General features: G+C 32.5%; 29 protein-coding genes. 18 read left to right on the forward strand and 11 right to left on the reverse strand.

The annotated features are described in order from the left end of the window. The first annotated feature begins 229 nt into the window (after positions 1–229). The 6 genes from FA048_RS07405 to FA048_RS07430 all read left to right on the forward strand — a co-directional run bounded on the left by FA048_RS07405 (position 230) and on the right by FA048_RS07430 (position 3,885). Positions 230–922, forward strand: a complete 693-nt coding sequence (locus FA048_RS07405; RefSeq protein ID WP_136839603.1) for a DUF4397 domain-containing protein — start codon at positions 230–232, stop codon at positions 920–922. A 91-nt stretch (positions 923–1,013) separates the two neighbouring features. Continuing rightward, entirely contained in the window at positions 1,014–1,811 is a 798-nt protein-coding gene (locus FA048_RS07410; protein WP_136839604.1) for a HipA family kinase, read from the forward strand. Continuing rightward, positions 1,789–2,172: a DUF3037 domain-containing protein gene (locus tag FA048_RS07415; RefSeq protein ID WP_136839605.1), complete on the forward strand. Its 384-nt coding sequence runs from the start codon at positions 1,789–1,791 to the stop codon at positions 2,170–2,172. The genes FA048_RS07410 and FA048_RS07415 overlap by 23 nt, the downstream gene beginning before the upstream one ends. Before the next feature lie 5 nt (positions 2,173–2,177). Then, complete coding sequence (locus tag FA048_RS20065; protein ID WP_136839606.1) at positions 2,178–2,642, forward strand: response regulator transcription factor; 465 nt, start codon at positions 2,178–2,180, stop codon at positions 2,640–2,642. Positions 2,643–2,835: 193 nt separating this feature from the next. Beyond that, complete coding sequence (locus FA048_RS07425) at positions 2,836–3,375, forward strand: DUF4199 domain-containing protein (protein ID WP_136839607.1); 540 nt, start codon at positions 2,836–2,838, stop codon at positions 3,373–3,375. A 171-nt stretch (positions 3,376–3,546) separates the two neighbouring features. Next, the gene (locus tag FA048_RS07430; RefSeq protein WP_136839608.1) at positions 3,547–3,885 is read left to right on the forward strand and encodes a hypothetical protein; all 339 of its coding nucleotides are present in this window, start codon (positions 3,547–3,549) and stop codon (positions 3,883–3,885) included. A gap of 2 nt (positions 3,886–3,887) precedes the next feature. On the opposite strand, the gene FA048_RS07435 is transcribed toward FA048_RS07430, so the two are convergent. Both FA048_RS07435 and FA048_RS07440 read right to left on the reverse strand, forming a co-directional pair. Beyond that, positions 3,888–5,273 (reverse strand): MBL fold metallo-hydrolase RNA specificity domain-containing protein, encoded by a 1,386-nt coding sequence (locus tag FA048_RS07435; RefSeq protein WP_136839609.1) that lies wholly within the window; start codon positions 5,271–5,273, stop codon positions 3,888–3,890. Positions 5,274–5,403: 130 nt separating this feature from the next. Beyond that, positions 5,404–5,589, reverse strand: coding sequence for a hypothetical protein (locus tag FA048_RS07440; RefSeq protein ID WP_055133765.1), 186 nt, complete (start codon positions 5,587–5,589; stop codon positions 5,404–5,406). A gap of 357 nt (positions 5,590–5,946) precedes the next feature. On the opposite strand from FA048_RS07440, the gene FA048_RS07445 reads away from it, so the two are divergent. The 6 genes from FA048_RS07445 (at position 5,947) to FA048_RS07470 (ending at position 11,015) form a co-directional block, all read left to right on the forward strand. Further along, entirely contained in the window at positions 5,947–6,414 is a 468-nt protein-coding gene (locus FA048_RS07445; protein ID WP_136839610.1) for a YMGG-like glycine zipper-containing protein, read from the forward strand. Between the two features lie 187 nt (positions 6,415–6,601). Then, a complete protein-coding gene (locus FA048_RS07450; RefSeq protein ID WP_136839611.1) occupies positions 6,602–7,687 on the forward strand; it encodes an MBL fold metallo-hydrolase in 1,086 nt (361 codons plus the stop codon). 59 nt (positions 7,688–7,746) lie between these two features. Next, on the forward strand, positions 7,747–8,124 hold the full coding sequence (locus FA048_RS07455) for a DUF1801 domain-containing protein (RefSeq protein WP_136839612.1): 378 nt from the start codon (positions 7,747–7,749) through the stop codon (positions 8,122–8,124). After that, entirely contained in the window at positions 8,115–8,957 is an 843-nt protein-coding gene (locus FA048_RS07460; protein WP_136839613.1) for a hypothetical protein, read from the forward strand. The genes FA048_RS07455 and FA048_RS07460 overlap by 10 nt, the downstream gene beginning before the upstream one ends. A 2-nt stretch (positions 8,958–8,959) precedes the next feature. Beyond that, entirely contained in the window at positions 8,960–9,898 is a 939-nt protein-coding gene (gene miaA / locus FA048_RS07465; RefSeq protein WP_136839614.1) for a tRNA (adenosine(37)-N6)-dimethylallyltransferase MiaA, read from the forward strand. Then, positions 9,888–11,015 (forward strand): DNA adenine methylase, encoded by a 1,128-nt coding sequence (locus FA048_RS07470; protein ID WP_136839615.1) that lies wholly within the window; start codon positions 9,888–9,890, stop codon positions 11,013–11,015. The genes miaA and FA048_RS07470 overlap by 11 nt, the downstream gene beginning before the upstream one ends. A gap of 68 nt (positions 11,016–11,083) precedes the next feature. Here the strand turns inward: FA048_RS07470 and FA048_RS07475 are convergent, their stop codons facing one another. Continuing rightward, entirely contained in the window at positions 11,084–11,506 is a 423-nt protein-coding gene (locus FA048_RS07475; RefSeq protein WP_136839616.1) for an SH3 domain-containing protein, read from the reverse strand. Between the two features lie 8 nt (positions 11,507–11,514). Further along, positions 11,515–11,985 carry a BON domain-containing protein gene (locus tag FA048_RS07480; protein WP_136839617.1) on the reverse strand — a complete coding sequence of 157 codons (471 nt, stop codon included), beginning with the start codon at positions 11,983–11,985 and terminating at the stop codon, positions 11,515–11,517. A gap of 371 nt (positions 11,986–12,356) precedes the next feature. Between FA048_RS07480 and FA048_RS07485 the strand changes: the two genes are divergently transcribed. The 4 genes from FA048_RS07485 to FA048_RS07500 all read left to right on the forward strand — a co-directional run bounded on the left by FA048_RS07485 (position 12,357) and on the right by FA048_RS07500 (position 15,806). Then, complete coding sequence (locus tag FA048_RS07485; RefSeq protein ID WP_136839618.1) at positions 12,357–12,851, forward strand: hypothetical protein; 495 nt, start codon at positions 12,357–12,359, stop codon at positions 12,849–12,851. A gap of 156 nt (positions 12,852–13,007) precedes the next feature. Further along, positions 13,008–13,550, forward strand: a complete 543-nt coding sequence (locus tag FA048_RS07490; protein WP_136839619.1) for a porin family protein — start codon at positions 13,008–13,010, stop codon at positions 13,548–13,550. Positions 13,551–13,890: 340 nt separating this feature from the next. Next, positions 13,891–14,424, forward strand: coding sequence for a DUF3347 domain-containing protein (locus FA048_RS07495; RefSeq protein WP_136839620.1), 534 nt, complete (start codon positions 13,891–13,893; stop codon positions 14,422–14,424). 95 nt (positions 14,425–14,519) lie between these two features. Further along, complete coding sequence (locus tag FA048_RS07500; RefSeq protein ID WP_136839621.1) at positions 14,520–15,806, forward strand: citrate synthase; 1,287 nt, start codon at positions 14,520–14,522, stop codon at positions 15,804–15,806. Between the two features lie 63 nt (positions 15,807–15,869). Here FA048_RS07500 and FA048_RS07505 read toward each other — a convergent pair whose 3' ends face one another. From FA048_RS07505 to FA048_RS07530, 6 genes are all read right to left on the reverse strand, one after another. Continuing rightward, entirely contained in the window at positions 15,870–16,997 is a 1,128-nt protein-coding gene (locus FA048_RS07505; protein WP_136839622.1) for a DUF3667 domain-containing protein, read from the reverse strand. A gap of 9 nt (positions 16,998–17,006) precedes the next feature. Then, on the reverse strand, positions 17,007–18,125 hold the full coding sequence (locus FA048_RS07510) for a DUF3667 domain-containing protein (RefSeq protein ID WP_136839623.1): 1,119 nt from the start codon (positions 18,123–18,125) through the stop codon (positions 17,007–17,009). Positions 18,126–18,154: 29 nt separating this feature from the next. Beyond that, positions 18,155–19,540 (reverse strand): nucleoside permease, encoded by a 1,386-nt coding sequence (locus tag FA048_RS07515; protein WP_136839624.1) that lies wholly within the window; start codon positions 19,538–19,540, stop codon positions 18,155–18,157. Positions 19,541–19,666: 126 nt separating this feature from the next. After that, complete coding sequence (locus FA048_RS07520; RefSeq protein WP_136839625.1) at positions 19,667–20,281, reverse strand: bifunctional nuclease family protein; 615 nt, start codon at positions 20,279–20,281, stop codon at positions 19,667–19,669. 48 nt (positions 20,282–20,329) lie between these two features. Beyond that, positions 20,330–21,298, reverse strand: coding sequence for an electron transfer flavoprotein subunit alpha/FixB family protein (locus FA048_RS07525; protein ID WP_136839626.1), 969 nt, complete (start codon positions 21,296–21,298; stop codon positions 20,330–20,332). 112 nt (positions 21,299–21,410) lie between these two features. Further along, the gene (locus tag FA048_RS07530) at positions 21,411–22,148 is read right to left on the reverse strand and encodes an electron transfer flavoprotein subunit beta/FixA family protein (RefSeq protein ID WP_136839627.1); all 738 of its coding nucleotides are present in this window, start codon (positions 22,146–22,148) and stop codon (positions 21,411–21,413) included. Between the two features lie 112 nt (positions 22,149–22,260). Here FA048_RS07530 and FA048_RS07535 point away from each other — a divergent pair, with 112 nt between their 5' ends. Both FA048_RS07535 and chrA read left to right on the forward strand, forming a co-directional pair. Beyond that, complete coding sequence (locus tag FA048_RS07535; protein ID WP_136839628.1) at positions 22,261–22,596, forward strand: tetratricopeptide repeat protein; 336 nt, start codon at positions 22,261–22,263, stop codon at positions 22,594–22,596. Between the two features lie 21 nt (positions 22,597–22,617). Continuing rightward, positions 22,618–23,817 carry a chromate efflux transporter gene (gene chrA, locus FA048_RS07540; protein ID WP_136839629.1) on the forward strand — a complete coding sequence of 400 codons (1,200 nt, stop codon included), beginning with the start codon at positions 22,618–22,620 and terminating at the stop codon, positions 23,815–23,817. A 59-nt stretch (positions 23,818–23,876) separates the two neighbouring features. Here the strand turns inward: chrA and dnaB are convergent, their stop codons facing one another. Next, the gene (gene dnaB / locus FA048_RS07545) at positions 23,877–25,442 is read right to left on the reverse strand and encodes a replicative DNA helicase (protein ID WP_136839630.1); all 1,566 of its coding nucleotides are present in this window, start codon (positions 25,440–25,442) and stop codon (positions 23,877–23,879) included. Positions 25,443–25,447: the final 5 nt, after the last annotated feature.

The raw sequence follows: 25,447 nt of genomic DNA on the forward strand, positions 1-25,447 counted from the left end.
ATATTTAATTCTTTAACGAATTATTTTATACTTAAAAGAAAAGATTTCTTTTAAGTTAAGGTAGGTGCTCTGCTATTTTTATCAAATGATGTTTAGAGTTTTTAGACTATTATTATAAATAATTGAATACTCCATTTATATCTAGCTTAAAAACTTTAATACTAGTTATTTAGATCGCATTTGGCGTAATATTTGAGGTGTTTTTACTTTTAAATTAAACTAAAAACACATGAAAACCTTAACTAACAAAAAACCGGCACTCTTGCTTATGGTAATAAGCATGTTTGCCATATTAATATCTTCTTGTAAAAAAGACGATGATCCAGCTCCGATTGTTTACGGTGATGCAAAAATTAGCGTTACAAATACGGCATCTGGTTCAAACGCTCAAGATTTTTATCAGGGTGATACTAAATTAACAACAACCGCAGTTGCTTATACAGAAACTAGCCCTTATTTAACTGTAAAAGCGGGTAATAGCGTACTTTCATTTAAAAATACTGGATCTACAACAAATACTGCCTCTATATCAGTTGGCTTAGATACTGATGCGTCTTATACTGTTTTTTATTATACCAATTTAGCTGGCACAGGGTTAATAACTGGTGCTGGAAATGATAATATACCCCCTGCAACGGGTAAAGTGAAAGTTAGATTTGCAAACTTTGGAGCAGCATTAAATAATACTTTAAATATTGGTGTAACGGGTGGTGCGAATCTTGTAACAGGCTTAGGCTTCGGTAATATCACTAATACTTATTTTACGATAGATGCCAATTTAGGTCTAGACTTCACTGTATTAAATTCTGGAATAACAGTTCAAATACCAAGTTCAAACTTTGTTTCTGGAAAAATTTATACAGTTTGGTTTGATACTAATATTGCTACAACTGCAAAATTTCATGTAATACAAGAGAACTAATATTCATATTGAAAACTTAAAAGCATCCTATCTAATGGGATGCTTTTTTTATGCCTAAAAACGAGGAAATTTTCTATTTTTGAATAGTATAATGGAAAATAACCAAGCTTTACAACTAAGAACAGTTAATGTTACAAGATATGTAACACCTTTACGTGAAGGTGGTTCTATGCCAGCAATTGCAGAAGCTGATGATGGATTCTTATATGTTTTAAAATTCCGTGGAGCCGGTCAGGGCCATAAAGCTTTAATTTCTGAAATTATTGGCGGTGAGATTGCTAGAAAACTAGGATTGAGAGTGCCTGAATTAGTTTTTGCTAGATTAGATGAAGCTTTTGGGAGAACTGAGCCCGATGAGGAGATTCAAGATTTATTGAAAGCAAGTGTAGGTTTAAATCTAGCACTTCATTATTTATCGGGAGCAATAACGTATGATCCAATGGTAACTCAAGTAGATCCGCTACTTGCGTCTCAAATTGTTTGGCTCGACTGTTTATTAACCAATATGGATCGTACTGCTCGTAATACAAATATGTTGTTATGGCATAAAGAATTATGGTTAATTGATCATGGAGCATCTTTATATTTTCATCATTCGTGGCAAAATTGGGAGGAACAAGCCAAACGACCTTTTGTATTGGTAAAGGATCATGTATTGTTACCTCAAGCAGAAAATTTAGCCGAGGTTAACCAAATATTTCGTTCTATTTTAACACCAGTAGTTATCAATAACATTCTCAATCTAATCCCAGATGAATGGCTAAATGAGGATATTTTTATAAGTAGCGGAGCTCAAAGAGAAGCTTATGCTCTATTTTTGAACACAAGAATTGCACATTCTGCAGTTTTTGTAAAAGAAGCACAAAATGCAAAAGAAGCACTTGTTTGAGTACGCTGTAATTCGCGTTGTGCCTAGGGTAGAGCGTGAAGAATTTATAAATGTAGGGGTAATTTTATATTGTGCCGATCAGAAGTATTTAAAATCTTTGTTTGAAATAAATGAGACTCGCTTGAGCGCTTTTATTTGCGAAATTGAGCCTGATGTAATTTTATCAAACCTTAAAGCAATTGAGAAAATTTGTTGTGGAGGAATAGATGCCGGGCCTATTGGTAATTTAGATATTGCTTCTCGCTTTAGATGGCTTACAGCTACAAGAAGCACAGTGGTACAGGCTTCTAAAGTTCACCCTGGTTTTTGTATTGATGCAGAAAAAACATTAGATAAACTTTTTAATCAGTTGGTTCTCTAATCTACATGGCAATTCATCTCAAAAAATATAGCCAAATTATATCTTATGGAGTAGGGTTTGCTGTTTTATTGATCATTATTAAGTGGCTTGAGATTAGGTTTATTGTAATAAATTATTCTTTTGAGATTTATGCAAGTGCAATTGCTGTTCTTTTTACAGCATTAGGTATATGGATCGCATTAAAACTTACCAGACCAAAATTTAAAATTATTGAGAAGGAAGTTTTAGTTACTAATTCAATTGATTTTAAATTTAATGAGAAAGCTTTTGCTGAACTTGGCTTAAGTAAGAGAGAATTAGAAGTTTTACAATTAATGGCGAATGGATTAAGTAATCAAGAAATTGCCGAAAAGCTATTTGTATCGTTAAATACCATCAAAACTCATAATAGCCGTTTGTTTGAGAAAATGGAAGTAAAACGACGAACTCAAGCTATTGAACAAGCTAAAAAGATGTCTATTATTTCATAAATATTCACACTTAAGTATTATCATAGGATGATTTTAACAAAATCATCCTAAAGTATGAATGCTTTTTTACTTCGTTGACTTTACTTTGCAACCTAAACTATTTTAAAGTATGAAACCATCATGATTTACAAATCACACAGTGACATAATTAAATCATGATAGCTTCATCACAATTGAAACAAAATTTAAACAGATGAAAAAAAATATCTTAATTTTTGGGTTAATAGCAGGATTGATTATTAGCACAATGATGGCAGTAAGTGCTATTAAATGTTACGAACAAAAAGATTTTGAAGGAAGCATGGTGTTAGGTTTTACAACCATGATCATTGCTTTTTCAGTTATTTTTGTAGCAGTTAAAAATTACCGCGATAAATTTAATAATGGTGTTATAAGTTTTGGTAAAGCTTTTAAAATCGGAATCTTAATAACACTAATTGGTTCTACACTTTATGTAGCAACCTGGTTGGTTGTTTATTACAATTTTGTTCCGAATTTTATGGAAGTAATGAGTGCTGATAGTATTGAGAAAATAAAATTGAATAAAGATTTGACTGCATCAGAAGCTAATGAGCAAATTGCAGGAATAAATAGCATGAAAGAGATGTATAAAAATCCTGTTATGGTAATTTTGTTAACCTACATGGAGGTTTTTCCTATTGGTTTAATCATCACCTTGATTAGTGCCTTACTCCTTAAAAGAAAACAGAATAAAAATATCAGCGTTGCATAGGGATTTTTGCGTTAACGATGGAAACGACATCCTTTATGGCTTTCTTTGTTCTTGAGGATGGAGAAGCCATAAAGATATAGTGGACAGCGTGTTAAAACACCCAAAATAAAACTAAAATCTTGTTTTCTAAATTTTGCTTAAAATGATGTAAATTGCGTCAAAATTAAAACTATGAGCGAAACTAATGTCATTCCAGAATTTAAAGATTTTAAAACTTTTTATAAAAAAGCTGTTGAACCTTTAAAAAAAGCTAATATTGGAATTGTTAGGCTCGACGGCAAGTTAAAGGGTGATACCAGAAATACTTTTGCTTATTTTTGGTATAAGGATAAAAAATGGAGGGTTAAAGCTGATACTTTCATTGATCGTTTAAAAATAGCTTTTGATGAATCTCAGAAATCTGATGAACCATTTGTAATTAAACCAACTAGAGATTATAAAGGTGAAACATTAGCTATAAAGGGTCAACCTATAAGAGATTATAAGTTTTACGTTTACTTAGTAGTTTAACCTTAAAGTTCTAAAGTTTCTCCTTTTTTTGGAATAACCACTTGATATCCCTCTTCTTTTAAAGAGTTGGCTAAAGCATCGAGGCTCTTTGTCTCACCATGAACCAGAAATACTTTTTTAAGCGTATTAACGTTTTGTTGCTTTACAGTCTCTACTAAATCTTTGTGGTCTCCGTGTCCACTTAATAGGTCAGTTTTTTTAATTGAAGCATAAACCATTAGGTCTCTATTACGTAATCTAACAATAGGATCACCTCTTAATAACCTATCTCCTAATGTTCCTTTAGCACAATAACCAATAAATAGGATAGTGCAATAATAGTTCTGTATGTTATGGTATAAATGGTCTTGTATTCTTCCTCCTTCTAACATTCCGGCTGATGAAATGATAATACAGGGCTCTAGGTAATTCATTACAGATTGACTTTCTTTTCTGTCGTGAACATAAATCAGGTTCTCAAATTCAAATTCATCACCCTTGGTTTGATAAAAATGTTTGGCTTCATCATTTACCAGTTGATGATGTTTTCTATATACCTCTGTAGCATAATTAGCAAGTGGGCTATCTACAAAAATTTGCACAGGTGGCAATAATCCTTTACTAAATATTTGATTTAGAGCAAATACTAAAGATTGTGTTCTTCCAATGCTAAATGCTGGTATAATTAATCTTCCAGGACTTTTAATACAGGCTTCTTCAATAGTCTGGATTAGTTTATCTTGTAAAGAGGTGTCTGTTGTATGTAATCTTCCTCCATAAGTAGATTCACTTACCAAGTAGTCTAACTGTGGTAAAATTTGTGGATCTATTAAAACAGGATAATTTTTTCTGCCTATATCTCCAGTAAAACCAATTTTCTTAGTTACTTCATGTTCTGTAATGGTTAAAATTACAGCAGCAGCACCTAGTAAATGTCCAACAGGAATAAATGTTACTTCTATATTTCCATTAACTTTAAATGGTTTATTAAAACCAATAGTAACAAAACGATCTACAGTTTCCATTACATGTTTTTGAAGATATAAGGGTTGTGGGCCAGAATATCCTTTCCCTCGTCTAGTTTTTTTGTTTTGCTTACTTAAAAATATGTTTACAGAATCTAATAATAGCAATTCTGCTAAATCTGCAGTAGGAGGAGTGCATAAAACCTGACCTTCAAAACCCATTCTTACCAAAGTTGGAAGATTACCTGAATGATCTATGTGAGCATGGGTAAGAATTACTAAATCTATGATAGCGGGGTTAAAGGGGAAATATTGATTCTCTTCCTGATAAGTGCCTTTTTCATAATCAAGGCCGCAATCTATAAGTATAGTGTAGTTTTCTGTTTGCAACAAGTGCATGCTGCCAGTTACCTGTTGTGCAGCGCCCCAAATGGTTAATTTCATTTATAAAATACTAGGCTAGCTTTTGGGCAAGATATAGTTTTTTAGTTCTAAATCATAATATCAAAATTGTAATATTGTTGATTATGCTATAAACTAAAACTCCCGCATTAAGAGCGGGAGCGAGGTATTGTTATTTTTTTTCTGGTGGTGTAGAAACAATTTCACCGAATTCATTTACGTAAGCCATCATGCTTTCCAAATCTCCACCTGTAGAGTTTTGTTGACGCTCTTGTTTACGTTCTAATTTTTCTTCTTTTTTCTTTTGTCTATTTTTTTCTAACTGTTTTTTCATGAAGGTAGCCTGCGACTTTGCCATATAATGTTGTTTTAATTAAAAACTGACTATTCTCTAAGTAACCTTTGGTTGATCTTTTAACTGATTGTTAAAATGAATTAGATCAAGACTTATATTTTATCCTGCATGGTAACGGTTTCCTGCTAAAGATTGGAATGCTGAAATAAAGTATTTCAGTAGGTATTGTAAAGAGAAAAGTATATTGATATTCCGTTGTTGCAAATATACGTAAATTATGCGTAAAACTCAATTAGATTTCTATTAGTTGTGTAAATAATAATACTGCTCACTTCATCTTTATAAATTATTTTCAACATTATTAAATCTTGGCATCATTTTTACAATACATCATATATTATTAATTTATAATTAACAGACATGAAAAAGATATTCGCAATAGTTGCATTGGCTACAGTTTTAGCTTCATGTGGCAATAGTGCCAAAGAAGAGGCATTAGCAAAACAACAGGCAGTAGCTGCTGTTAAAGACAGTTTGAAATTAGATAGTTTTAAAAGGGCAGAAGTTGCCAGACAACAACAACAATTAGAAGAGAAACACCAAGCAGAACTTGTTGCTGCAAGACGTAGAGCAACATCATCAAGTTATTCATCAAGTGGAAGTACAACAACTTCATCTGCAGGTACAACAGCTGCTAAGAAAAAAGGATGGAGTGATGCAGCTAAAGGTACCGCAATTGGAGCAGGTGTAGGTGCTTTGGGTGGTATTTTAATTGATAAAAAAGATGGTAGAGGTGCTGTAATTGGTGGCTTAGCTGGCGCAGGTGCCGGTTATGCAATTGGTAGAGCGCAAGATAGAAAAAGTGGAAGAGTACAACCTAAAAACTAATATATAGTTAATTTGTAAAGCCTCCAACCTTAAATGGTTGGAGGCTTTTTTATTGTCGTTAGATTTCTTATTAAACAATGTTTTTAATCCATTGTATCTCTATCGTCACTTTAATTCTAAAATATGGTTATTAATTGTAAGACACCAAAATAGTACATATCATTGTGATTTTATTTTAATATTTAAGATGTACATCACATTAGTCCTAATTATAACAGTTACACTCCTTATCTTCTTTGTTATAAACTTGCCTGTTTTTGGTAAGCTACCAACTGGTAAAAGGTTAAATAAAATTAAAAATCTATCAAACTATTTAGATGGTGAGATTAAAAACTTGTCGTTAACACCTGTAAAACCCGAAGATGTTTCCTATTGGCAAATGTTGGGTAAAGTAATTGAAGGAAATAAGAATGGTTCTCCAAAAAAAACTATCCCACATCAAATTCCTGATTTTACTTCATCAGAAGAGTTTAAGATTACATGGTTTGGCCATTCTTCTTATCTAATTCAAGTTGATGGTAAAAACATTTTGGTCGATCCGGTTTTTAGTAAAAGAACATCTCCATTTCAATTTTTGGGTACAAAAGGTTTTGAAGGAACAGATTTTATTAAACCAGAAGAACTACCCAATTTAGATATTATTTTAATAACACATGATCATTATGATCATTTAGATTATAATTCAATATTAAAATTAAAAAATAAGACTAAGTATTTTTTAACCTCATTAGGTGTTGGAAGCCATTTAGAAAATTGGGGTATTTTACCTGAAAAAATTATAGAATTAGCCTGGGGTGAAGAAGCCTTCCCATTAGAAAATATAAGCTTTACTGCAGCAAATGCAAGACACTTCTCTGGTAGATTATTTAAAAGAAATCGAACAGCTTGGTCTTCATTTATATTAAAAACAAAAAATAATAAAATTTATTTAGGTGGGGATTCTGGTTATGATACACATTTTAAAATCATAGGAGAAACCTATGGGCCGTTTGATTTGGCTATTTTAGAATGTGGTCAATACAATGCAATGTGGCCATTAATACATATGGTTCCAGAGGAAGTTACCCAAGCAAGTTTAGATTTAAATGCTAAACATTTATTGCCAGTACATTGGGGTAAATATAGATTAGCACTCCATGACTGGGATGATTCAATTAAAAGGGTAGTTAAAAGTGCCAAGGATTTAAATATATCAATATTAACCCCAGAATTAGGTCAAACATTAAAGTTAAAAGATAATTGGGATTTTAAACCTTGGTGGGCAAATTTATAATTGCTTAAATGAACAATTGGTAGTAATTTAGTGTTATAAAAAGCATAAAAGCTAAACTTATGAAAACAGACCTTGTAGAAATTTTTCAAACAATAAGAGCCGAAATGCAGCCATACACAGTTCAGGGCTTAAATGCTAGAACCAATTCTGAAACTGCCTACGAGCTTTGGAGTGAAAAAGCAATTGAAATAGAGGGTAGAAAAAAAGATGAAGTATACTTTGCTGGTGTGGTAATAAGAAAAGGTTATGTTGGCTTTTATTATATGCCAGTATATGCAGAGGCTGAAATGAAATTAATTTTTCATCCAGAATTAATGAAATTGTTGAAAGGTAAATCTTGTTTTCACATAAAAAAACTAGATGATGAGTTATTAGGATTCATTTCTCAAGCATTAGTTGCAGGCTTTACAAGCTATAAACAAAAAGGGTGGGTTTAAATTCTTTTTGGCAAGAAGATGTTTTTTTAACTGTACAGGGATTTCAACATCAGGTGCAGCTACTTGATGTAAATCCTTATTTTATTATAGATACGCAAAAAGATTTCCTCATACACTTAGTTCCATTAAATAATCATTTTACGCCTAAAGACTTAATTCAATTACAAGTCAGTTTTCAACAAGAAAACAAACAGTTAATTCACCTATGGGAAGATGTATGGCATAGTAAAAGAGAACAAGTTTTAAGTAGATTTTACTCCTTTTTTGGTCTTAACAAAGGTTTTCATGGCCGTAAAGCTGGTATTGTTGAGCTTGATATTCAACAAACATCCCAGTTTTTAAATACTTACCATTTACAGGGTTATGTAAAATCAAAATATAGCTTCGGACTAGTAAACAATAGTGAAATTATTGCGGTAGCAAGTTTTAGTGCGACTAGAATTATGAAAAGCAAAAACGCAAACTATAAGTCAGCAGAGTTGGTTCGGTTTGCGTCAAAAGATGGAGTTACAATAGTGGGCGGTTTAAGTAAACTCATTAAACACTTTCTAAAACAATTTGAGCTAAATGACTTGATGACTTACGCAGACAGAGACTGGTCATTAGGAAAGGGTTATGAAAAATTAAATTTTCAATTATCGGAAAAGACCGAACCCTTGGATTTATATGTTAACACAGACACATTAATTAGATACACTCCTCATCGTATTCCTAAAAACCTATTATTAGCATTTAAAGCCCAAAATATTTTAAATTTGCCTGATTTTCTAGCAGCAAACGGTTTCATAAAACTATTTAATACTGGTAACTTAAAATATCACCTTTACCTATAAATATGTTTCCAAATCCATTATTGATTATTTTAGGACCCACTGCATCTGGTAAAACTAAGCTTGCAGTAAGCTTGGCTGATGAATTTAATGGAGAAATAATCAGTGCAGACAGTAGACAGATTTTTAAAGGTATGGATATTGGTACCGGAAAGGATTTAGCAGAATACCATATCAATGGCAAACAAATTCCATATCATCTCATAAATATTAGATCAGCAGGGGATAAATACAATGTGAATTTATTTAAGGAAGACTTTTATCATTCATTTCAAGATATTAATCAGAGAAATAGATTGCCTATTCTTTGTGGCGGAACTGGGATGTATATTCATAGTGTTTTGCAAAATTATGAGTTAACTGCAGTTCCTAGAGATGAAAGTTTAAGAGCGAAATATGAAGGGTTTTCCAGAGAGCAGTTACAAGATACGCTCAATTCTTATCCAAAAAAATTAAGAGAACAAGCTGATTCTTCCTCATCTAAAAGATTAATTAGAGCAATTGAAATTGCTGAATATCTTCAATATAATGATGTTAAAAAAAAAGAAAGGCCGATTATTAATCCTATTGTTATTGGCTTGCAGAGCGATTTAACTACTAGAAGGGATAGAATTTTGGCAAGATTAGACTTAAGGTTAAAGAATGGTCTAATTGAAGAAGTTGAAAGTTTATTAGCTAATGGAGTTAGTTTAGAAATATTAACCTTTTATGGATTAGAATATAAATTTGTTGCTTCATACTTAGTTGGTGATATAGATTTTGTCTCTTTAAAGGAGAGATTGGGTATTGCCATTTGTCAATTTGCAAAAAGGCAGATGACTTTTTTTAGGAAAATGGAAAAAGATGGTGTCCAAATTAACTGGCTTAATGCCGATGACCAATTTAGTATGTTAAAATCTAAGGCAATTCAATTAATCAATTCTAAATTTGATAATGAAAAATAAGTTAAGGCCAATTATTAAATGGACAGGGGGGAAGTATGATGAATTTGCCTTATTTGCCAATCACATTCCAACATTTACACGCTATATTGAACCTTTTTTTGGTGGCGGAGGAGTATTTTTTGCATTACAACCAAAGGTGAAATCTTTTATAAATGATAAAAGCACAGACTTAGTTAACTTTTACCAACAGCTTGGTAACAACGACTTTAAATCTGAAATCTTAAAGTATGCGGATGCTTGGGACGAACTAGGAAAGATCCATAATTTACTGTGGGAAAGTTGTTCAGAAAGCTATTCAAACTATATCAATAAAGAAACTGAAATAAGCCAATTAAATGATATTATCACTGAAAAATTAACTAAGGCTTTAAAATCAGATTTATTAATTAATGATGAGGCGTTTATAATTGATAGAGCTCTTTTTAAAAAGATGTTATTATCTAGTATTGCTGATAAAGCAAGAAGAATTAAAAGAATTTGTGAGAAAGAGCAAAGAGTTTTTAATTATGAGGAATTAAGAAATCATTTTGAAACTGGGATTAGGAGTGGTGCTTATTTGTTTTTTAGAACTTTACTTAATAAAGAATATCATAAAACATTGCTATTAACACCTGCTAAAACTGCAGCTAATTGGTACTTTGTAAGAGAGTTTTGCTACGGATCTATGTTTAGATTTAATGCTAGAGGTGAATTTAATATCCCATATGGTGGTATTGCATACAATAAAAAGAAATTCCGCCAGAAAGCAGAAAAAATATTTGACAAGTCAATTACTGAGCTTTTTAATAATACTGAAGTATTCAATTTGGATTTTGAAGCGTTTTTGAATAAAATCAGTTTGGAAGAAAGTGATTTTATTTTTTTAGATCCTCCTTATGATAGTGAGTTTTCAGAATATGATCAGAGCGCTTTTACTCAAGATGATCAACAACGTTTAGCCACTTTCCTTATTCAAGCCAAATCAAAATGGATGGTTGTGATAAAGGAAACAGGTTTTATTAAAGAAATTTATACGCATCCATTAGTTAAAATTACAACTTTCGATAAAAACTATGTTTACAATGTTCGGGGCAGGAATAACAGAGCTGTAAGACATTTGATTATCACCAACTATTAAATAATAGATAGTATGAAAATGAAAAATCCAGACTGTACCACTACAGTCTGGATTAATAAACTCAGTTTTTATGCTTCTGGAGATAGATATTGAGCATAACAATAGCCCTCCTCGTTATCTTTTGTTCTTACAAGCCACCATTGTTCATTACTTCTATTTACCAGAGTAATAACTTCTCCATGCGCAGCTTTTCCAACAATGGGTTGGTCTGTTCCTGGTCCTTTTCTAATATTTAGGTTACTATTTTCAGTTACTACTTTTACTTTGGTAACACTTGCATCAATAGAAACATTAACATTTAGAATTAAGTCTCCAGAACTAAAATTTGGATCAATGCTATTATAAATATCCCACAATTGGTCTTTAATCGCACCACTTGGAGCTGTTCCGTCAATATATAATATACCATCTTGCTCTCTCACAATTAAATCTGAAATGCCAGCAGCACTTGCAGCATCAGTTAGTTGTTTATATTTATCTTGTAAAGCCATGCTTTTTATTAGTTTGTAGTTAATTGATTATTAATTTTCTTTGGTTTTAGTGCGCTTATGGCCATCATTAATTTAGGCAAGGCTTCTTTTTTAATTTTCCCAGTTAAAGAAATAATCCCGTCTTTAACATTTGCAACAACAGTTGGGTAATCTTTAACTGCATCATTTACAGCTTTTGTTAAAAGGTCATCAACGGCAACTAATACAGGAGTAGTAATGCTAAGATTGTTCACCACAGACTTAACTCCTTTCACAGCTTTCGTAGTAGTTTCTGCTAATCCTTTAGCATTGTCATCTTTTAACTGTCCAGTAAGTGTTACAATGCCATCTTTAACATCAACAGTTGTACCTGTTAAATTTGGTAAGGCAGAAATACTTTTTTCAACTGCAATTTTAATGTCAGCATCTTTTGGTTTACAGCCAATAAAAAATGTGGATGTAATTAGTGCCATTAAGGCTAGTGATTTGATAATTTTCATATGTATAGATTATGTTTAAAATTGATTGAAAGTAAAAATTTTATAGACGCTATGCTATTAATTTTTGTAATAATTATCAACATAAACTATTAGTTAATAACGTTTTACATTTTTTAACTACTAAGAATAAAAATTAATTATTTTGAATTTTGTTTTTGTTAAACGAAAAGTATTTAATTGCTTTTTTGCCCTAAACCAATAATTTCTATAGTTTAATATTCCCAATTGAGCTAAGAATTTAATGAGGTAAAATGTTAATATGTTATTAAGTATTTCGGTTTTCATTTGGGCTTGTGGCATACAATTTGTTTAATTTTAAGTATCTGAGTAATTAAGCTCGAATAAAAAACTTAACCAAAGTATTTAAAAAAATGAAAAACTCTACAAAATTTTTAGCTTCTGCAGTAGCTGTGGTAGCTTTGTTCTTTTCAGTTAATGCAAATGCACAATCCCCGAAATTTGGTATTGGCTTAAATGTAGGCGCAGGAACCTCTTCAGGTACTGGTTTAGCTATAGGTGGTGATTTACGTTATCAGTTTGACATTGATAAACAATTATCTGTACCAATTACTGCTGGTTATACAAATATTGCGATTAAAGATACAGACCTAAATTTTGGATTTATTCCAGTTAAAGCAGGTTTAAAGTATTTCTTTAATGATAGCGGTGCTGGTGCTTACGGTTTAGCAGAAGCTGGCGCAGCATTTTCAGCTGGCGATAATGCTGGAACTTCCTTTGTTTATTCTCCAGCGATAGGTTATTCTTGGAGTAACGGATTAGATTTGGCCGCTAAGTATGAAGGATATTCTAATAACGGTAGTGTGGGTTATGCTGGTATTCGTTTAGCATATGGTTTTAAACTATAATTAAGCAAAAACTATAAAAAAACCCTGGTCAATTTGGCCGGGGTTTTTTTATGATTAATATTTTAATAAATAAAATTTGAAAAAAATGATCATTTAGAAAACTGAATTGATATTTTGCTCGTAAATAGGTTAATAAATTCAATTAAAATTAACACTATGAAAATTACTACTAAAATTCTTATGTCTGCTTTTCTAATCGCTGGAACATTAATTTCATCAGATTTAAAGGCTCAAACTATGCCCATGTCTTCTAACGGACTTGGCTTTAAAATCGGCATTGGAGCGGGTGCAGGTATTGTGAGAGATAGTTCTCCTTTTAGCTATGGCTTAGGTGCAGATGTACGTTTGCAATTAGATTTGGCTCCAGCAGTTGCACTTACTGCTTCTGGTGGATATACTCGTTTAATGGCAAAAGAAGCAAGTCCGTTTGCTGACTATGATTTTATTCCAGCTGTTGGCGGTGTAAAAGTATTTCCTATTAAAAGAATGTATATCACAGGTTTACTTGGCGCTGGTTTTGCAATTCAAGAGGGTTCTAAAACCTCATTCATTTTCGGTGGTGGTACTGGTTATGAATGGAATAATGGTTTGGAACTGAGTGTACGTTATGAAGGTTACCAACAAGACGGAACTTCAACAACGTATCAGCCTGTTAATGGACAATATGCATTACGCTTAGGTTACAATTTCAAAATGTAATTAAAAACTAATTATTGAAAGCTCCAATTGAAGAAATTGGGGCTTTTGCTTTTTATGGAGGAATTTGATTACGAATTCATTGCGTATTGATTTATCTTAATAATATACTAAATAGGATGAAAACTCTTTAACTTATTCGTCTTTAAATGGATATGTTGCTTTTCGATTAGCATATCACTTCTAATTATAATTAAAATCTAATTTTATTAAAAAACCATTAAAAATTTAGTAGGCTTTTTTGTTATTTTAAAATTATAAATGCTATTTTGAGCAAGAAACAAAATCTATGAACAATCTTAGTATTTTGTTATCAATACTACCTATTAAATTATTAAATAAAATGAAAAACTATTTCGGAATTGCTGCCATTATGATTTTAATGGCTTGTAATAATAACGCTAATAAATCTGCCGAAACTAAAGATACTGTAGCTAATAAAACTGATAAAGTTGCTATATCAAATGTTAGTTTTAAAGATGAAAAAGTACAAAATCTTTATCATTCTTACATTTCATTAAAAGATGCTTTAGTAGCATCGAAATTAGAGGATGCCAAAAAGGAAGCAACAATTTTAGCTGATCAGTTAAAGACTTATAGTGGATGTGAAAACACCGCTTTAATTGCAAATAAGATTAAAAACGCTAAAGATATTGTAGAGCAACGTAAACAATTTACTGCTTTAAGCTCTGATGTTATTGCTTTGTTTAAGCATACAGAACTTGCATCAGGTACAATATTTATTCAACATTGTCCAATGGCTAATGATGGAGATGGGGGAGATTGGTTAGCTTCTGAGAAAAAAATTCAAAATCCATATTACGGAAGCGAAATGATGGAATGCGGAGCTGTAATAGAAGAAATTAAAATTAAATAAAATCCATTTTATTCAAAAATTAACAGCATTGTTAGGTTCAAACCCCCATTTTTAAAAACAGATTAACTATTTTTGTTATCTATAAACTATAATATATGTCAGCTATTGCAGAAATTAAGATAGACGGTAAAACCTATGAGTTTCCGGTTATTACGGGAACTGAAGGTGAGAAGGCCATCGATATTTCAAAACTAAGAGATTTAACAGGTCACATTACTTTAGATTTGGGTTATAAAAATACCGGATCTACTAAAAGCGCAATCACATTCCTTGATGGAGAACTTGGTGTTTTAAAATACCGTGGTTATCCAATAGAACAGTTAGCAGAAAAATCTACATTTTTAGAAGTTGCATATTTATTAATTTATGGTTCACTACCAAAAAAATCAGAATTAGAAGATTTTCAAAGCAACATAAGCCGCCATACTTTAATTCATGAAGACATGAAAAAGTTTTTAGACGGTTATCCATCTAAATCTCACCCAATGGCGCAGGTTGCTTCTTTGGTATGCTCATTGTCTACATTCTATCCAGAATCGCTAAATGCAAATTCTTCTCAAGAAGAAATGAATTTAACGATGATTAAGCTGTTGGCTAAGTTTCCAACTATAGTATCATTTATTTATAAAAAGTCTTTAGGACACCCACTTATTTATCCTAAAAACAAATATGATTATGTAACCAATTTCATGAACATGATCTTTGGTCAACGTACAGAAGAGATTGAAATTGATCCTGTTGTAGTTAGTGCAATGAATACTTTACTTATTCTTCATGCAGATCATGAACAAAATTGTTCAGCTTCTACTGTAAGAATGGTTGGTTCTTCAGATTGTAATTTGTATGCTTCAGTTTCTGCTGGCATTTCAGCGCTTTGGGGCCCACTTCATGGTGGTGCTAATCAAGCTGTAATTGAGATGCTTGAATTAATTAAAGAAGATGGTGGCGATACCGAGAAATGGATTAATAAAGCCAAAGATAAAAACGATCCATTCCGTATGATGGGTTTTGGCCACCGTGTTTATAAAAACTTTGACCCAAGAGCTAAAATCATTAAAAAAGCATGTGATGATATTCTTGAAAAATTAGGTATTAATGATCCAGTATTAGAAATAGCTAAGAAATTAGAGGAAGCTGCATTAAGTGATTCATATTTTATTGATCGTAAACTATATCCTAACGTTGATTTTTATTCAGGTATTATTTATAGAGCATTAGGTTTTCCAACAGATATGTTTACTGTTTTATTTGCTTTAGGCCGTTTACCAGGATGGATTGCACAATGGAAGGAAATGCATGAGAACAAAGAACCAATTGGTCGTCCGCGTCAAATTTATGTTGGCGATGTAGATATGGACTTTGTTGAAATAGAGAAAAGATAATTATATCAAATTATAAAAAAAGCCAGTGCACCTCGCATTGGCTTTTTTTATGGTTGATTATTTTTATGTAGTAACATAAAAAATTAGATTCACCATTATTGTTTCTGCGATTTCTAAGGAAATTCCATATAGACAAATGATCCAAATCATTCTCCAAATGGTAGTTGAAGTTTTACGTTGATAGAATATTTTTAAGCTTTTAAATAAATACCAGCATATCCAAGCAATTAATCCAAGTCCCATTACGCTAGCAATCATGGAAAGACTTTCGGGTAGCACTCTTCTTAATGGCTGTACTATAATTGAAACCATAAAGAAGGCAGTCATGCCATGAATGGTAAAAATAAGGTGATCTAAATATTTAATATGATTTTTTCTGAAATTAATCATGACAAACAATGCCATTAATGGCATAAAAAGAAAATATTGCTTGGGGCGATTGTATTCTAATTTTTCATTTATAATTTCAGCATTTTCTCCAATGCTAATCCTTCTTTTCTCGATGTATCTTTTGAAGATATTATCCTTTTCATCAGGAGCTAAAGTTTTTTGTCTAGCTAAATAAGAAGCATAGGTGCTATCATTTTTAATGATATGTATTTCATCTAGCTTTTTGATCATTTCTAAAAGTGAATCAGATTTATTAACTTGATAAGTAAGTTTAAGGTTTTTTAAGATTGTATCTTGCTGCTTGAAGCTCATCGAGCTAAAATTTTCTTCGTCTAAGTCCTGTTTTACAGCTTGTTGAGTAGTGGTTATAAATTCACCACTTAAACCTGCTGCAGTTAAAGGCTTACTTATACTATCTAATACTGCTCTTTGTTTTTGCTGTTTTTTAACAACTTCTATTTGTTTTTCTTTTTTTGGTTTTTCTTTTATTTTAGGAGGAGATACTATGATAAAATATACAATCGATACAAAGATGTACATGCTGATTGGATTAATATATCTAGCTCTTTTTCCGGCTAAGTATTCTAGAGTAACCTTGCCCGGTTTTGTAAGTAATGGAACTAGGGTTTGAAAGAATTTATTATCGAAATGAAAGTAATGTGCAATGCTATGACTTATAAATTGCCAAAAGCTTTCTTTAAGTTCCAAATTGGGTTGTCCGCATCTACTGCAATAATGTTCTTCAACATGGAAGCCACAATTTAAGCAATTGTGTTCTTTTCTATATTTTCCGGTAGACATATGAGAGAGTTAAATCATTACAAAACTAACCGCAATAACAATTAAGAAACAAATGGTAAGCACAATATTATAGGCAAAGCTTAAGAAAAACATTTTCAATACAGTTATCCACCTTGTACTACCATAAAAAGTTCTTAATGATCGATATATATACCAAATAATGTAAATGGCACATAATATACCCAACCATGCATCAATTTCATATATAAAGCCGCATAACCACTGCAATAACATTGTGATTAAAATGCTTAAGAAGATAGCAGAATGAAGATGGAATGAGTAGATTAAATGTTCATAGTAATACCTTTTTTTATTAATGTAAACCAATTTTAAGATTAGGGCAAACATTGGTAGCAGCAAAAACATCATTTTAGGGATATTGTGCAAAAAGTCTTCTAAAAACTTCTCTTCTGGATTTTCATATTGATCTAATTCTAAAGTTCTTTTAATAAAATAGTGTTTAATAAAACCATCTTTTTTATCTTTTGACAGTGCTGCTTGATTTTTTTCGTACTGAACAACGGTGGTATCCTTGGTTTTCCATTTATTAGAAAAACCTTTCTTTTTCCCTGTTCCAAAGCTAATACTACCATTATCATCTTCCTTTTTGCCTGATGATTCTTCAGCTATTGCTTTTTTGATAATGCTATCACGCAAGCCATTAGCATTTGGTACGTATTTTAAGCTTTCTTTAATTTCTTTTATTTGCGCAGGCGTAAGTTCTTTTTTTGCTGTGGTATCTTTTGGATTTGTTACTGATTTTGAAGTTGTAGCTTTTGGCTCTTCTTTTTCTGTAGATTTATTCTCACTTTTTCCTTTGCCACCCAAAACCACCAAAAAGAAAACTATGCTTATGAAAATGTATAAACGAATAGGGTGGATGAATGAAACCCTTTTGCCTGCTACATAAGCTGTTGTAAGTTGGCCAGGTTTTATTAATAATGGTTTAATTGTGCCAAAAAACTTATGCTCGAAGTGAAAATAATCAGCTACAGCATGTGCTACCATGTGGATGGCATCTTCTTTAACTTCTATATTCTCTTGGCCACAGGTTGGGCAAAAATGCTTTTCTACAGTATTGCCACAATTGAGACAATTTTTTTCTTTTCTAAGTTTAAAGGATGACATGAGGCTATTAACAATTGGGATTTTGCTTATTAATGAGTTATTGCTTCAATTGCATTTTCTTCTGTTTTGGTATGTTTATGTTTAAAGAAAATCATGAAGAGTATTGTAATTACTAAGGCATATATGGTAAATGAAAGCCATATGTTATGCCAATCTTTTACATCTAATGCCCTGCTTAAATCGCCATTACCAGATACCATAATACCTTTATCTCCAAGAAATTTAAGCAAATGTTTATTATCTGTTGTTGAGCCAACATGATCTGCAAGAGATTGGATGTTACTATATGCCTTTGTGAAATATTTTTGGATCATCCAACCAGAAACAACACTTCCTAATATTGCACCAAAGCCATTTGTCATCATCATAAATAAACCTTGAGCAGAAGAACGAGTTTTAGCTGTTGTTGATGTTTCTACGAAAAGTGAACCAGAAATGTTAAAGAAATCAAATGCCATTCCATAAACAATACACGAGAATACGATCATCCATAAATTACCAGATGGATCACCATAAGCGAATAATCCGAAACGGAAAACCCAGGCAAGCATTGCAATTACCATTACTCTTTTAATTCCAAATCGTTTTAAAAAGAATGGAATTGCCAAAATAAATAAGGTCTCAGAAACCTGAGAAATAGACATAATAATGGTAGAATACTTGATTACGAACGATTCAGCGTAAACAGGAAATAGTTTAAATTCATCTAAAAAAACATCCCCATATGCATTAGTTAATTGTAATGCCCCGCCTAAAAACATAGAAAAAATAAAAAATAAAGCCATTTTATAATTGGCAAATAGTTTAAAAGCATCTAATCCGAATTTTTGAGATAGGTTAGATTTTTCTTCAAGCAGTTTAGATGGAGGGCATTTAGGCAATGAAAATGAATAAGCACCAAGTGCTAAAGCCGCGATACCAGCAATATAAAATTGATTTGCACTCGCTTTACTTCCCGTTAAATTAGTAATCCACATTGCTGCAATAAATCCTATTGTTCCCCAAACTCTAATTGGGGGAAAATCTTTAACAACGTCTAAATTGCTAGATTTTAATGTAGTGTATGATATAGAATTGCTTAACGAGATTGTTGGCATGTAAAAACACATAGCTAAAAAAATCGTCCAGAAAAATTCATTTGGAGTTTCTACCTGAGGAATATAAAATAAGGTAGCAGCGTATAGTATATGAAGTATTCCATAAAGCTTCTCGGCATTAATCCATTTGTCTGCAATTATTCCAGTAATGGTAGGCATAAATAAAGAAGCAAATCCCATGGTTGCGAAGATTAACCCAAATTGTGCGCCATCCCATTGCTTAGTGCCAAACCAATAATTTGCAATTGTAATTAACCAAGCGCCCCACACAAAAAATTGCATAAAACTTACTACGGTCAACCGAAATTTAATATTCATATAGCCTAGTTGTTTGTTTAGTTTAAAAGTAGCTGAAAGTTACTATTATTTTTAATAACAAATTACTAGATAAAATGAAAATCGTAGAAATAGAAGAGATTATTGAAACTTTATATAAATGACGTCTTATTCGGCATTTCTTTTACTAATTTCATCTCTAATTCTGGCTGCCTTTTCATAAGCTTCATCAGCCAATGCTTCATTTAACTTTTCTTGAAGTTCTTCTATTGTTAATGACTGGTATCCAGAAACCGGAATAGAAGTAGGCATATCTTCAGAACTATGTTCTTTTGTAATTGATTCCATGTTTTCTAAAAATAGAAAATCATTACCTTCAATTACAATACCTGCAGATGATAAGATAAATTCGTAAGTATAGATAGTTGCATTAAATCGTACAGCTAAAGCAATTGCATCTGAGGTTCTTGCATCAATCTCTTGGGTAGTTTGGCCATCGGTACAAATTAATTTGGCGAAGAATACACCGTCAACTAAATTGTAAATGATAATTTCTGTGATTTCAATATGATAAACTTGTGCAAAGGTTTTAAAAAGATCGTGAGTGAGTGGACGAGTAGGGGTCATCTTTTCAATTTCTATGGCAATTGCCTGGGCTTCAAACGCGCCAATAATAATTGGTAAACGTCTTCTCCCATTTACTTCGCCCAGAACCAATGCGTATGCGCCAGACTGAGTTTGGCTATAGGATAATCCTACGATATCAAGTTTTACTTTCTTCATAAATATTAAAACCTTGTGGATTAAGCACCCACAAGGTTTATTTTTTGTTTATCCTTTATGTGCTTTTAATGCAGCTATAATTTTTGGAACTACTTCAAAAGCATCACCCACAATACCATAATCAGCAACTTTAAAGAAAGGAGCTTCTGGATCTTTGTTGATTACTACGATAACTTTTGAAGAACTAACACCTGCTAAATGCTGAATAGCTCCAGAGATGCCAATTGCGATATATAAGTTAGGGCTAATTGCAATACCTGTTTGCCCAACGTGTTCTGAATGTGGTCTCCAATCTGCATCAGATACTGGTTTAGAGCAAGCTGTAGCCGCACCTAAAAGCGAAGCCAATTCTTCAATCATTCCCCAGTTTTCAGGACCTTTTAAACCTCTACCTGCAGATACAACTAATTCAGCATCTGGTAAGGATATTTTATTGGTTGCTCTTACAATTTCTTTAACAATTGCAGTTAAATCTGTTGGTTTAATTTCTGGACTAAAATTTTCAACTGTTGCATCTACAGCATTTTCCTTAACTCCAAAAGCATTTGGGTTTAAAGCAATTACTTTATTTTCTGATGTTAATGAAGTAATTGCGAAAGCTTTACCAGAAAACGCTGTTTTCTTCACAGAAAACCCACCATCAAAGTTTGGCATTTCTACCGCACCATCTACTAAACCAGCTTTAAGTTTTACTGCAACACGTGGTGCTAATCCTTTACCAGAGAAAGAGTTAGACAATACAATTAAATTTGCTCCTTCTTTTTTTGCAGCTTCGGCAATTACTGATGCATAAGCCTGATTTACGAAGTTTTTTAATTGATCTGCGGCAACATTTAAAATCTTTGATGCCCCATATTTGCCTAATTCTTTTAAATCTCCTTCTGCAACATTACCAATTGAAATTGCAGTTAAGCTTGTATTTTGATTATCTGCGATAGCTTTTGCATAAGAAACTGCTTCGAAAACAGATTTCTTAAATTTACCATCGGCTTGTTCTACATATACTAATACTGACATATTTACCCTTAAATCCCCTAAAGGACTTTATTTTATAATGAAATTAATTCTATTAATTATCTCTATATTATTTTAAGCAACTAGAACTGAAAATTCTAAACTGCCAACTCTTTTATATAACCTTAGCTTCGCTATGTAATAACCCTATTAAATTTTCTGCGTTTTCTGCCGGAATTAACTTAACAGCACCTCGAGGAGCAGGGGTTTCAAATTTGGTAACCTTACCTAGTTCATCAATCGCAACAGCTTCAACAACAGTTAAAGGTTTTGTTCTTGCAGACATAATGCCACGCATATTTGGAATTTTTGCTTCTGCAGTACCTTCTGCACAACTTGCAACAAATTTACCTGTTACAGAAACAACTTCTTTTCCACCTTCAATCTCACGCTCAATTGTTGCTGTAGTTCCATCAAAATCTAATTTCTTAATAATTGAAATAGATGGGATATCTAAAAATTCTCCAATCATGGCAGCAACCTGAGAACCATTGTAATCAATAGATTCACGTCCACATAAAATCATGTCAAAATCATTTGCTTTTGCATATTCTGCAATTTGGAAGGCAGTAAAATAAGCATCCCTTGGAGCAGCATTAACCCTAACAGCATCATCAGCCCCAATCGCCAATGCTTTTCTTATCGTAGGTTCAGTAGCTACTTCACCAACATTAATAACGGTTACTGTTCCCTTTCCACCTTCACAAAGCTCAATTGCTCTTGATAGTGCAATTTCATCATAAGGGTTCACAATAAATTGCACACCTGCAGTATTGAATTGTGTATTATCGTTAGTAAAAGTTATTTTTGTCGTTGTGTCTGGCACGTTACTAATACAAACTAATATTTTCATATGTATATATTTGATTAAAGGTAATAAAACCAACATTAGCAAACATTAAAGCGAACGATGATTTCCTTAAATTGTCTTTGTGCAAATCTAATTAAAAAAGCAGGGATTTAAAATGCAAAATACGCGATTAGCTAAGTTATTAGAGTTTTTAGAGAACGAACCTAACGATAGCTTTATATTATACGCTTTAGCAACAGAATACAACTCATTAAATGACATTGAAAAGGCATTTACTTATTATTTGAAATTGGTAAATGATCATCCTGATTATGTAGGTACTTATTACCATCTGGGTAAATTGTACGAGAAAGAAAACCAAAAAGACAAGGCAATCGAAATATACCAGAAAGGAATGTTAGCAGCAAGAGCAAAGCGTGATATGCATGCGCTTTCTGAACTACAAGGGGCATATAATACAGCTGCTGGTTTAGATTATGAAGACGACTAAACCCTAAAGTGGCTAATAGTTATGGCGAAAAGACAACTCTTATTTATTAGAAATGTAATCTTTTTTACGTTTACCGCTTTTGGGGGTGCGCAAGCACATATTTCTCTCTTGCTGAGGTATTTTGTTAAGAATATACATTTTATAACCGAAGAAGAATTGTTAGAACTTAATGCATTAGCACAAGTTTTACCTGGCCCGTCTTCTACGCAAACCCTAGTTGGTATAGGTTACAAAGTTGGTGGATTAAAGTTAGCCATTATCACTTTTTTGATTTGGATTTTACCTTCTGCAGCGATTATGACATTTGCCGCCATAAGTTATGCACTATTAGATTCAAAGGAAAAATTTATAGAAATACTTCAATATATTCACCCAATAGCACTTGGCATTGTAGCCTATGGAGCTTATAATTTGGCTCGTAAAGTTTTAAAATCAGAAGTTTCAATTCTACTAGCCTTAGCTGCAATTGTAGCAACATTAGTTTTAAAAAATGCATACGTGTTTCCCATTGCAATTTTGGTAGGGGGGATGGTCTCATCAGCAATTGGTACTCCAACGGAAGAGGCTCAAATTAGAGTTCGCTTGTTTGCCAACATCAATCCTCGAAAGCTGAGTTATTTCATCGGTGTACTACTCTTTATGGCTATGTTAGGTGCAATAATTAATAGAACATCACCTTTTAGTCTACCTATTAGGTTGTTTGAAAATTTTTACCGTAACGGAATTTTTGTTTTTGGTGGCGGACAAGTATTGGTGCCGTTGATGTTTACTGAGTTTGTAGAAATGAAACATTATTTGCTACAATCTGATTTTATCTCTGGCTTTGCTTTACAACAAGTTTTACCGGGCCCTACTTTTTCATTTAGTAGCTATTTAGGTGCACTAAGTATGAAACAGGGTGGTTATGGAATTATCGGACAAGTATTTGGAGGTCTTTTAGCGGTAGTGGGTATCAATTTGCCAGGCTTAATTTTGGTATTGTTTATTGTTCCATTCTGGGATGATTTGAAGAAAATTACAAGAATTAAAAAATCACTTTCTGGGATTAATGCCGTAAGTGTAGGTTTTATTATTGCAGCATTTATTTTGTTAGCAAAACCTATTGGATTTCAAATTTTACCTATTTCCCTAATAATTTCTACTTTTTTAATTTTAACTTTTACTAAAGTTAGTCCACCGTTTATTGTGCTTGCAGGTATACTTTTAGGTTTTATATTCTAATTTTTTGAAAAGCAAATACGGTAAAATAATAGAAAGTCAGTCGTTTTGCTTAATTCTATTTAGAAAGGAGCATCTTCATCACTATAATCATCCATTTTAGATGGTTTAATAATCACATTACCAGCAGGTTTATCAAAATTGGACGATGGCATCATTTGGCTTTCTGAAGAGAAGCTATTTTGAGGCATGAAACTTTCTTCTAAATCGGCAAACTTAACATATTTACCAATAAAGCGAAGTGGAACGATACCTGTTTCACCATTACGGTGCTTTGCAATAATAACCTCACCAACTCCTGCAAGCGATCTTCCTTGTTCATCTTCTGTTAAACCATAATATTCTGGTCTGTATAAGAAGAGTACCATATCTGCATCTTGCTCAATAGATCCAGATTCACGTAAATCGGATAACAATGGTCTCTTACCATTTGGTCCAGGTCTATTTTCTACCGCTCTACTTAACTGAGAAAGTGCCAATACAGGAACTTCCAATTCTTTTGCAACAGATTTAAGTGCTCTTGAAATACTACCAATCTCTTGCTCACGGTTACCTCCACCACTTTGGCCTTCGCCTTTACCATGCATTAACTGCAAGTAATCGATAATAATCATTTGAATATCGTATTGTGATTTTAATCGACGACATTTTGCTCTAAATTCGAAAATATTTAATGCAGGGGTATCATCAATTAGTAGCGGAGCCTCTGTTAATGTTCCAATTTTGCTGTGTAATTGTTGCCATTCCCATTCAGCTAAATTTCCTTTTCTAATTTTCTCTTGTTCAATTTCAGTTTCTCCAGAAATTAAACGATTTACCAATTGAACAGAAGACATCTCCAATGAGAAAACCACAACTGGTTTTTTAAAATCAACTGCAGCATTACGAGCACAGGTTAATACAAACGCAGTTTTACCCATCGCAGGTCTTGCCGCAATAATTACCAAGTCAGATTTTTGCCAACCCCCTGTAATTCTATCTAAGTCTGTAAAACCAGAAGGTACACCAGTTAAACCGTCCGTTTTTGTTCTTAATTCTTCTAGTGTAGCCAAGGATTGCTTGATAATCTCGTCCATTTTTTGCGTATCTCTACGTAAGTTATTTTGGGCGATATCAAATAAATTCTTTTCAGCGTGGTCTAATAAGTCGAAAATATCTGTTGTATCTTCATAAGCGTTGGTGATGATTTCTGTAGAAATTCTAATCAATTCACGCTGAATATATTTTTGAGAAATGATACGAGCATGGTACTCAATGTTTGCAGCAGAGGCAACCCGGTTTGTTAAGTTGGTAATGTAATATGCACCACCTACAACTTCCAATGTGCCTTGTGTGCGCATTTCTGAAGTAACAGTTAAAATATCAACTGGTTTAGATTTTTGAAACAATTGTTGAATGGCCTCAAAGATTTTTTTATGTGCTTCTGCATAAAAAACTTCAGGTTTTAAGATATCGATAACTGTAGATAAAGCATCTTTTTCTAACATTAAGGCCCCAAGTACAGCTTCTTCTAAATCAATGGCTTGGGGCGGTATTTTGCCCATGGTATTCATTGAGGTAGTAAGTCTAGCTTTTCTTGCTGAAGTTGAGAATTTTCCTTGACCTTGTTGTTCGTTATCGGTAATCATAGCAT

The organism is Pedobacter polaris (assembly GCF_005116505.1).
Taxonomy (GTDB): Bacteria; Bacteroidota; Bacteroidia; order Sphingobacteriales; family Sphingobacteriaceae; genus Pedobacter; species Pedobacter polaris.

Bases quoted from the DNA above. Each gene is read 5' to 3' on its own strand.
- FA048_RS07405 (WP_136839603.1), top strand. From the start codon at position 230: ATGAAAACCTTAACTAACAAAAAACCGGCACTCTTGCTTATGGTAATA.
- FA048_RS07410 (WP_136839604.1), top strand. From the start codon at position 1,014: ATGGAAAATAACCAAGCTTTACAACTAAGAACAGTTAATGTTACAAGA.
- FA048_RS07415 (WP_136839605.1), top strand. From the start codon at position 1,789: ATGCAAAAGAAGCACTTGTTTGAGTACGCTGTAATTCGCGTTGTGCCT.
- FA048_RS20065 (WP_136839606.1), top strand. From the start codon at position 2,178: ATGGCAATTCATCTCAAAAAATATAGCCAAATTATATCTTATGGAGTA.
- FA048_RS07425 (WP_136839607.1), top strand. From the start codon at position 2,836: ATGAAAAAAAATATCTTAATTTTTGGGTTAATAGCAGGATTGATTATT.
- FA048_RS07430 (WP_136839608.1), top strand. From the start codon at position 3,547: ATGAGCGAAACTAATGTCATTCCAGAATTTAAAGATTTTAAAACTTTT.
- FA048_RS07435 (WP_136839609.1), bottom strand. From the start codon at position 5,273: ATGAAATTAACCATTTGGGGCGCTGCACAACAGGTAACTGGCAGCATG.
- FA048_RS07440 (WP_055133765.1), bottom strand. From the start codon at position 5,589: ATGGCAAAGTCGCAGGCTACCTTCATGAAAAAACAGTTAGAAAAAAAT.
- FA048_RS07445 (WP_136839610.1), top strand. From the start codon at position 5,947: ATGAAAAAGATATTCGCAATAGTTGCATTGGCTACAGTTTTAGCTTCA.
- FA048_RS07450 (WP_136839611.1), top strand. From the start codon at position 6,602: ATGTACATCACATTAGTCCTAATTATAACAGTTACACTCCTTATCTTC.
- FA048_RS07455 (WP_136839612.1), top strand. From the start codon at position 7,747: ATGAAAACAGACCTTGTAGAAATTTTTCAAACAATAAGAGCCGAAATG.
- miaA (WP_136839614.1), top strand. From the start codon at position 8,960: ATGTTTCCAAATCCATTATTGATTATTTTAGGACCCACTGCATCTGGT.
- FA048_RS07470 (WP_136839615.1), top strand. From the start codon at position 9,888: ATGAAAAATAAGTTAAGGCCAATTATTAAATGGACAGGGGGGAAGTAT.
- FA048_RS07475 (WP_136839616.1), bottom strand. From the start codon at position 11,506: ATGGCTTTACAAGATAAATATAAACAACTAACTGATGCTGCAAGTGCT.
- FA048_RS07480 (WP_136839617.1), bottom strand. From the start codon at position 11,985: ATGAAAATTATCAAATCACTAGCCTTAATGGCACTAATTACATCCACA.
- FA048_RS07485 (WP_136839618.1), top strand. From the start codon at position 12,357: ATGAAAAACTCTACAAAATTTTTAGCTTCTGCAGTAGCTGTGGTAGCT.
- FA048_RS07490 (WP_136839619.1), top strand. From the start codon at position 13,008: ATGAAAATTACTACTAAAATTCTTATGTCTGCTTTTCTAATCGCTGGA.
- FA048_RS07495 (WP_136839620.1), top strand. From the start codon at position 13,891: ATGAAAAACTATTTCGGAATTGCTGCCATTATGATTTTAATGGCTTGT.
- FA048_RS07500 (WP_136839621.1), top strand. From the start codon at position 14,520: ATGTCAGCTATTGCAGAAATTAAGATAGACGGTAAAACCTATGAGTTT.
- FA048_RS07505 (WP_136839622.1), bottom strand. From the start codon at position 16,997: ATGTCTACCGGAAAATATAGAAAAGAACACAATTGCTTAAATTGTGGC.
- FA048_RS07510 (WP_136839623.1), bottom strand. From the start codon at position 18,125: ATGTCATCCTTTAAACTTAGAAAAGAAAAAAATTGTCTCAATTGTGGC.
- FA048_RS07515 (WP_136839624.1), bottom strand. From the start codon at position 19,540: ATGAATATTAAATTTCGGTTGACCGTAGTAAGTTTTATGCAATTTTTT.
- FA048_RS07520 (WP_136839625.1), bottom strand. From the start codon at position 20,281: ATGAAGAAAGTAAAACTTGATATCGTAGGATTATCCTATAGCCAAACT.
- FA048_RS07525 (WP_136839626.1), bottom strand. From the start codon at position 21,298: ATGTCAGTATTAGTATATGTAGAACAAGCCGATGGTAAATTTAAGAAA.
- FA048_RS07530 (WP_136839627.1), bottom strand. From the start codon at position 22,148: ATGAAAATATTAGTTTGTATTAGTAACGTGCCAGACACAACGACAAAA.
- FA048_RS07535 (WP_136839628.1), top strand. From the start codon at position 22,261: ATGCAAAATACGCGATTAGCTAAGTTATTAGAGTTTTTAGAGAACGAA.
- chrA (WP_136839629.1), top strand. From the start codon at position 22,618: ATGGCGAAAAGACAACTCTTATTTATTAGAAATGTAATCTTTTTTACG.
- dnaB (WP_136839630.1), bottom strand. From the start codon at position 25,442: ATGATTACCGATAACGAACAACAAGGTCAAGGAAAATTCTCAACTTCA.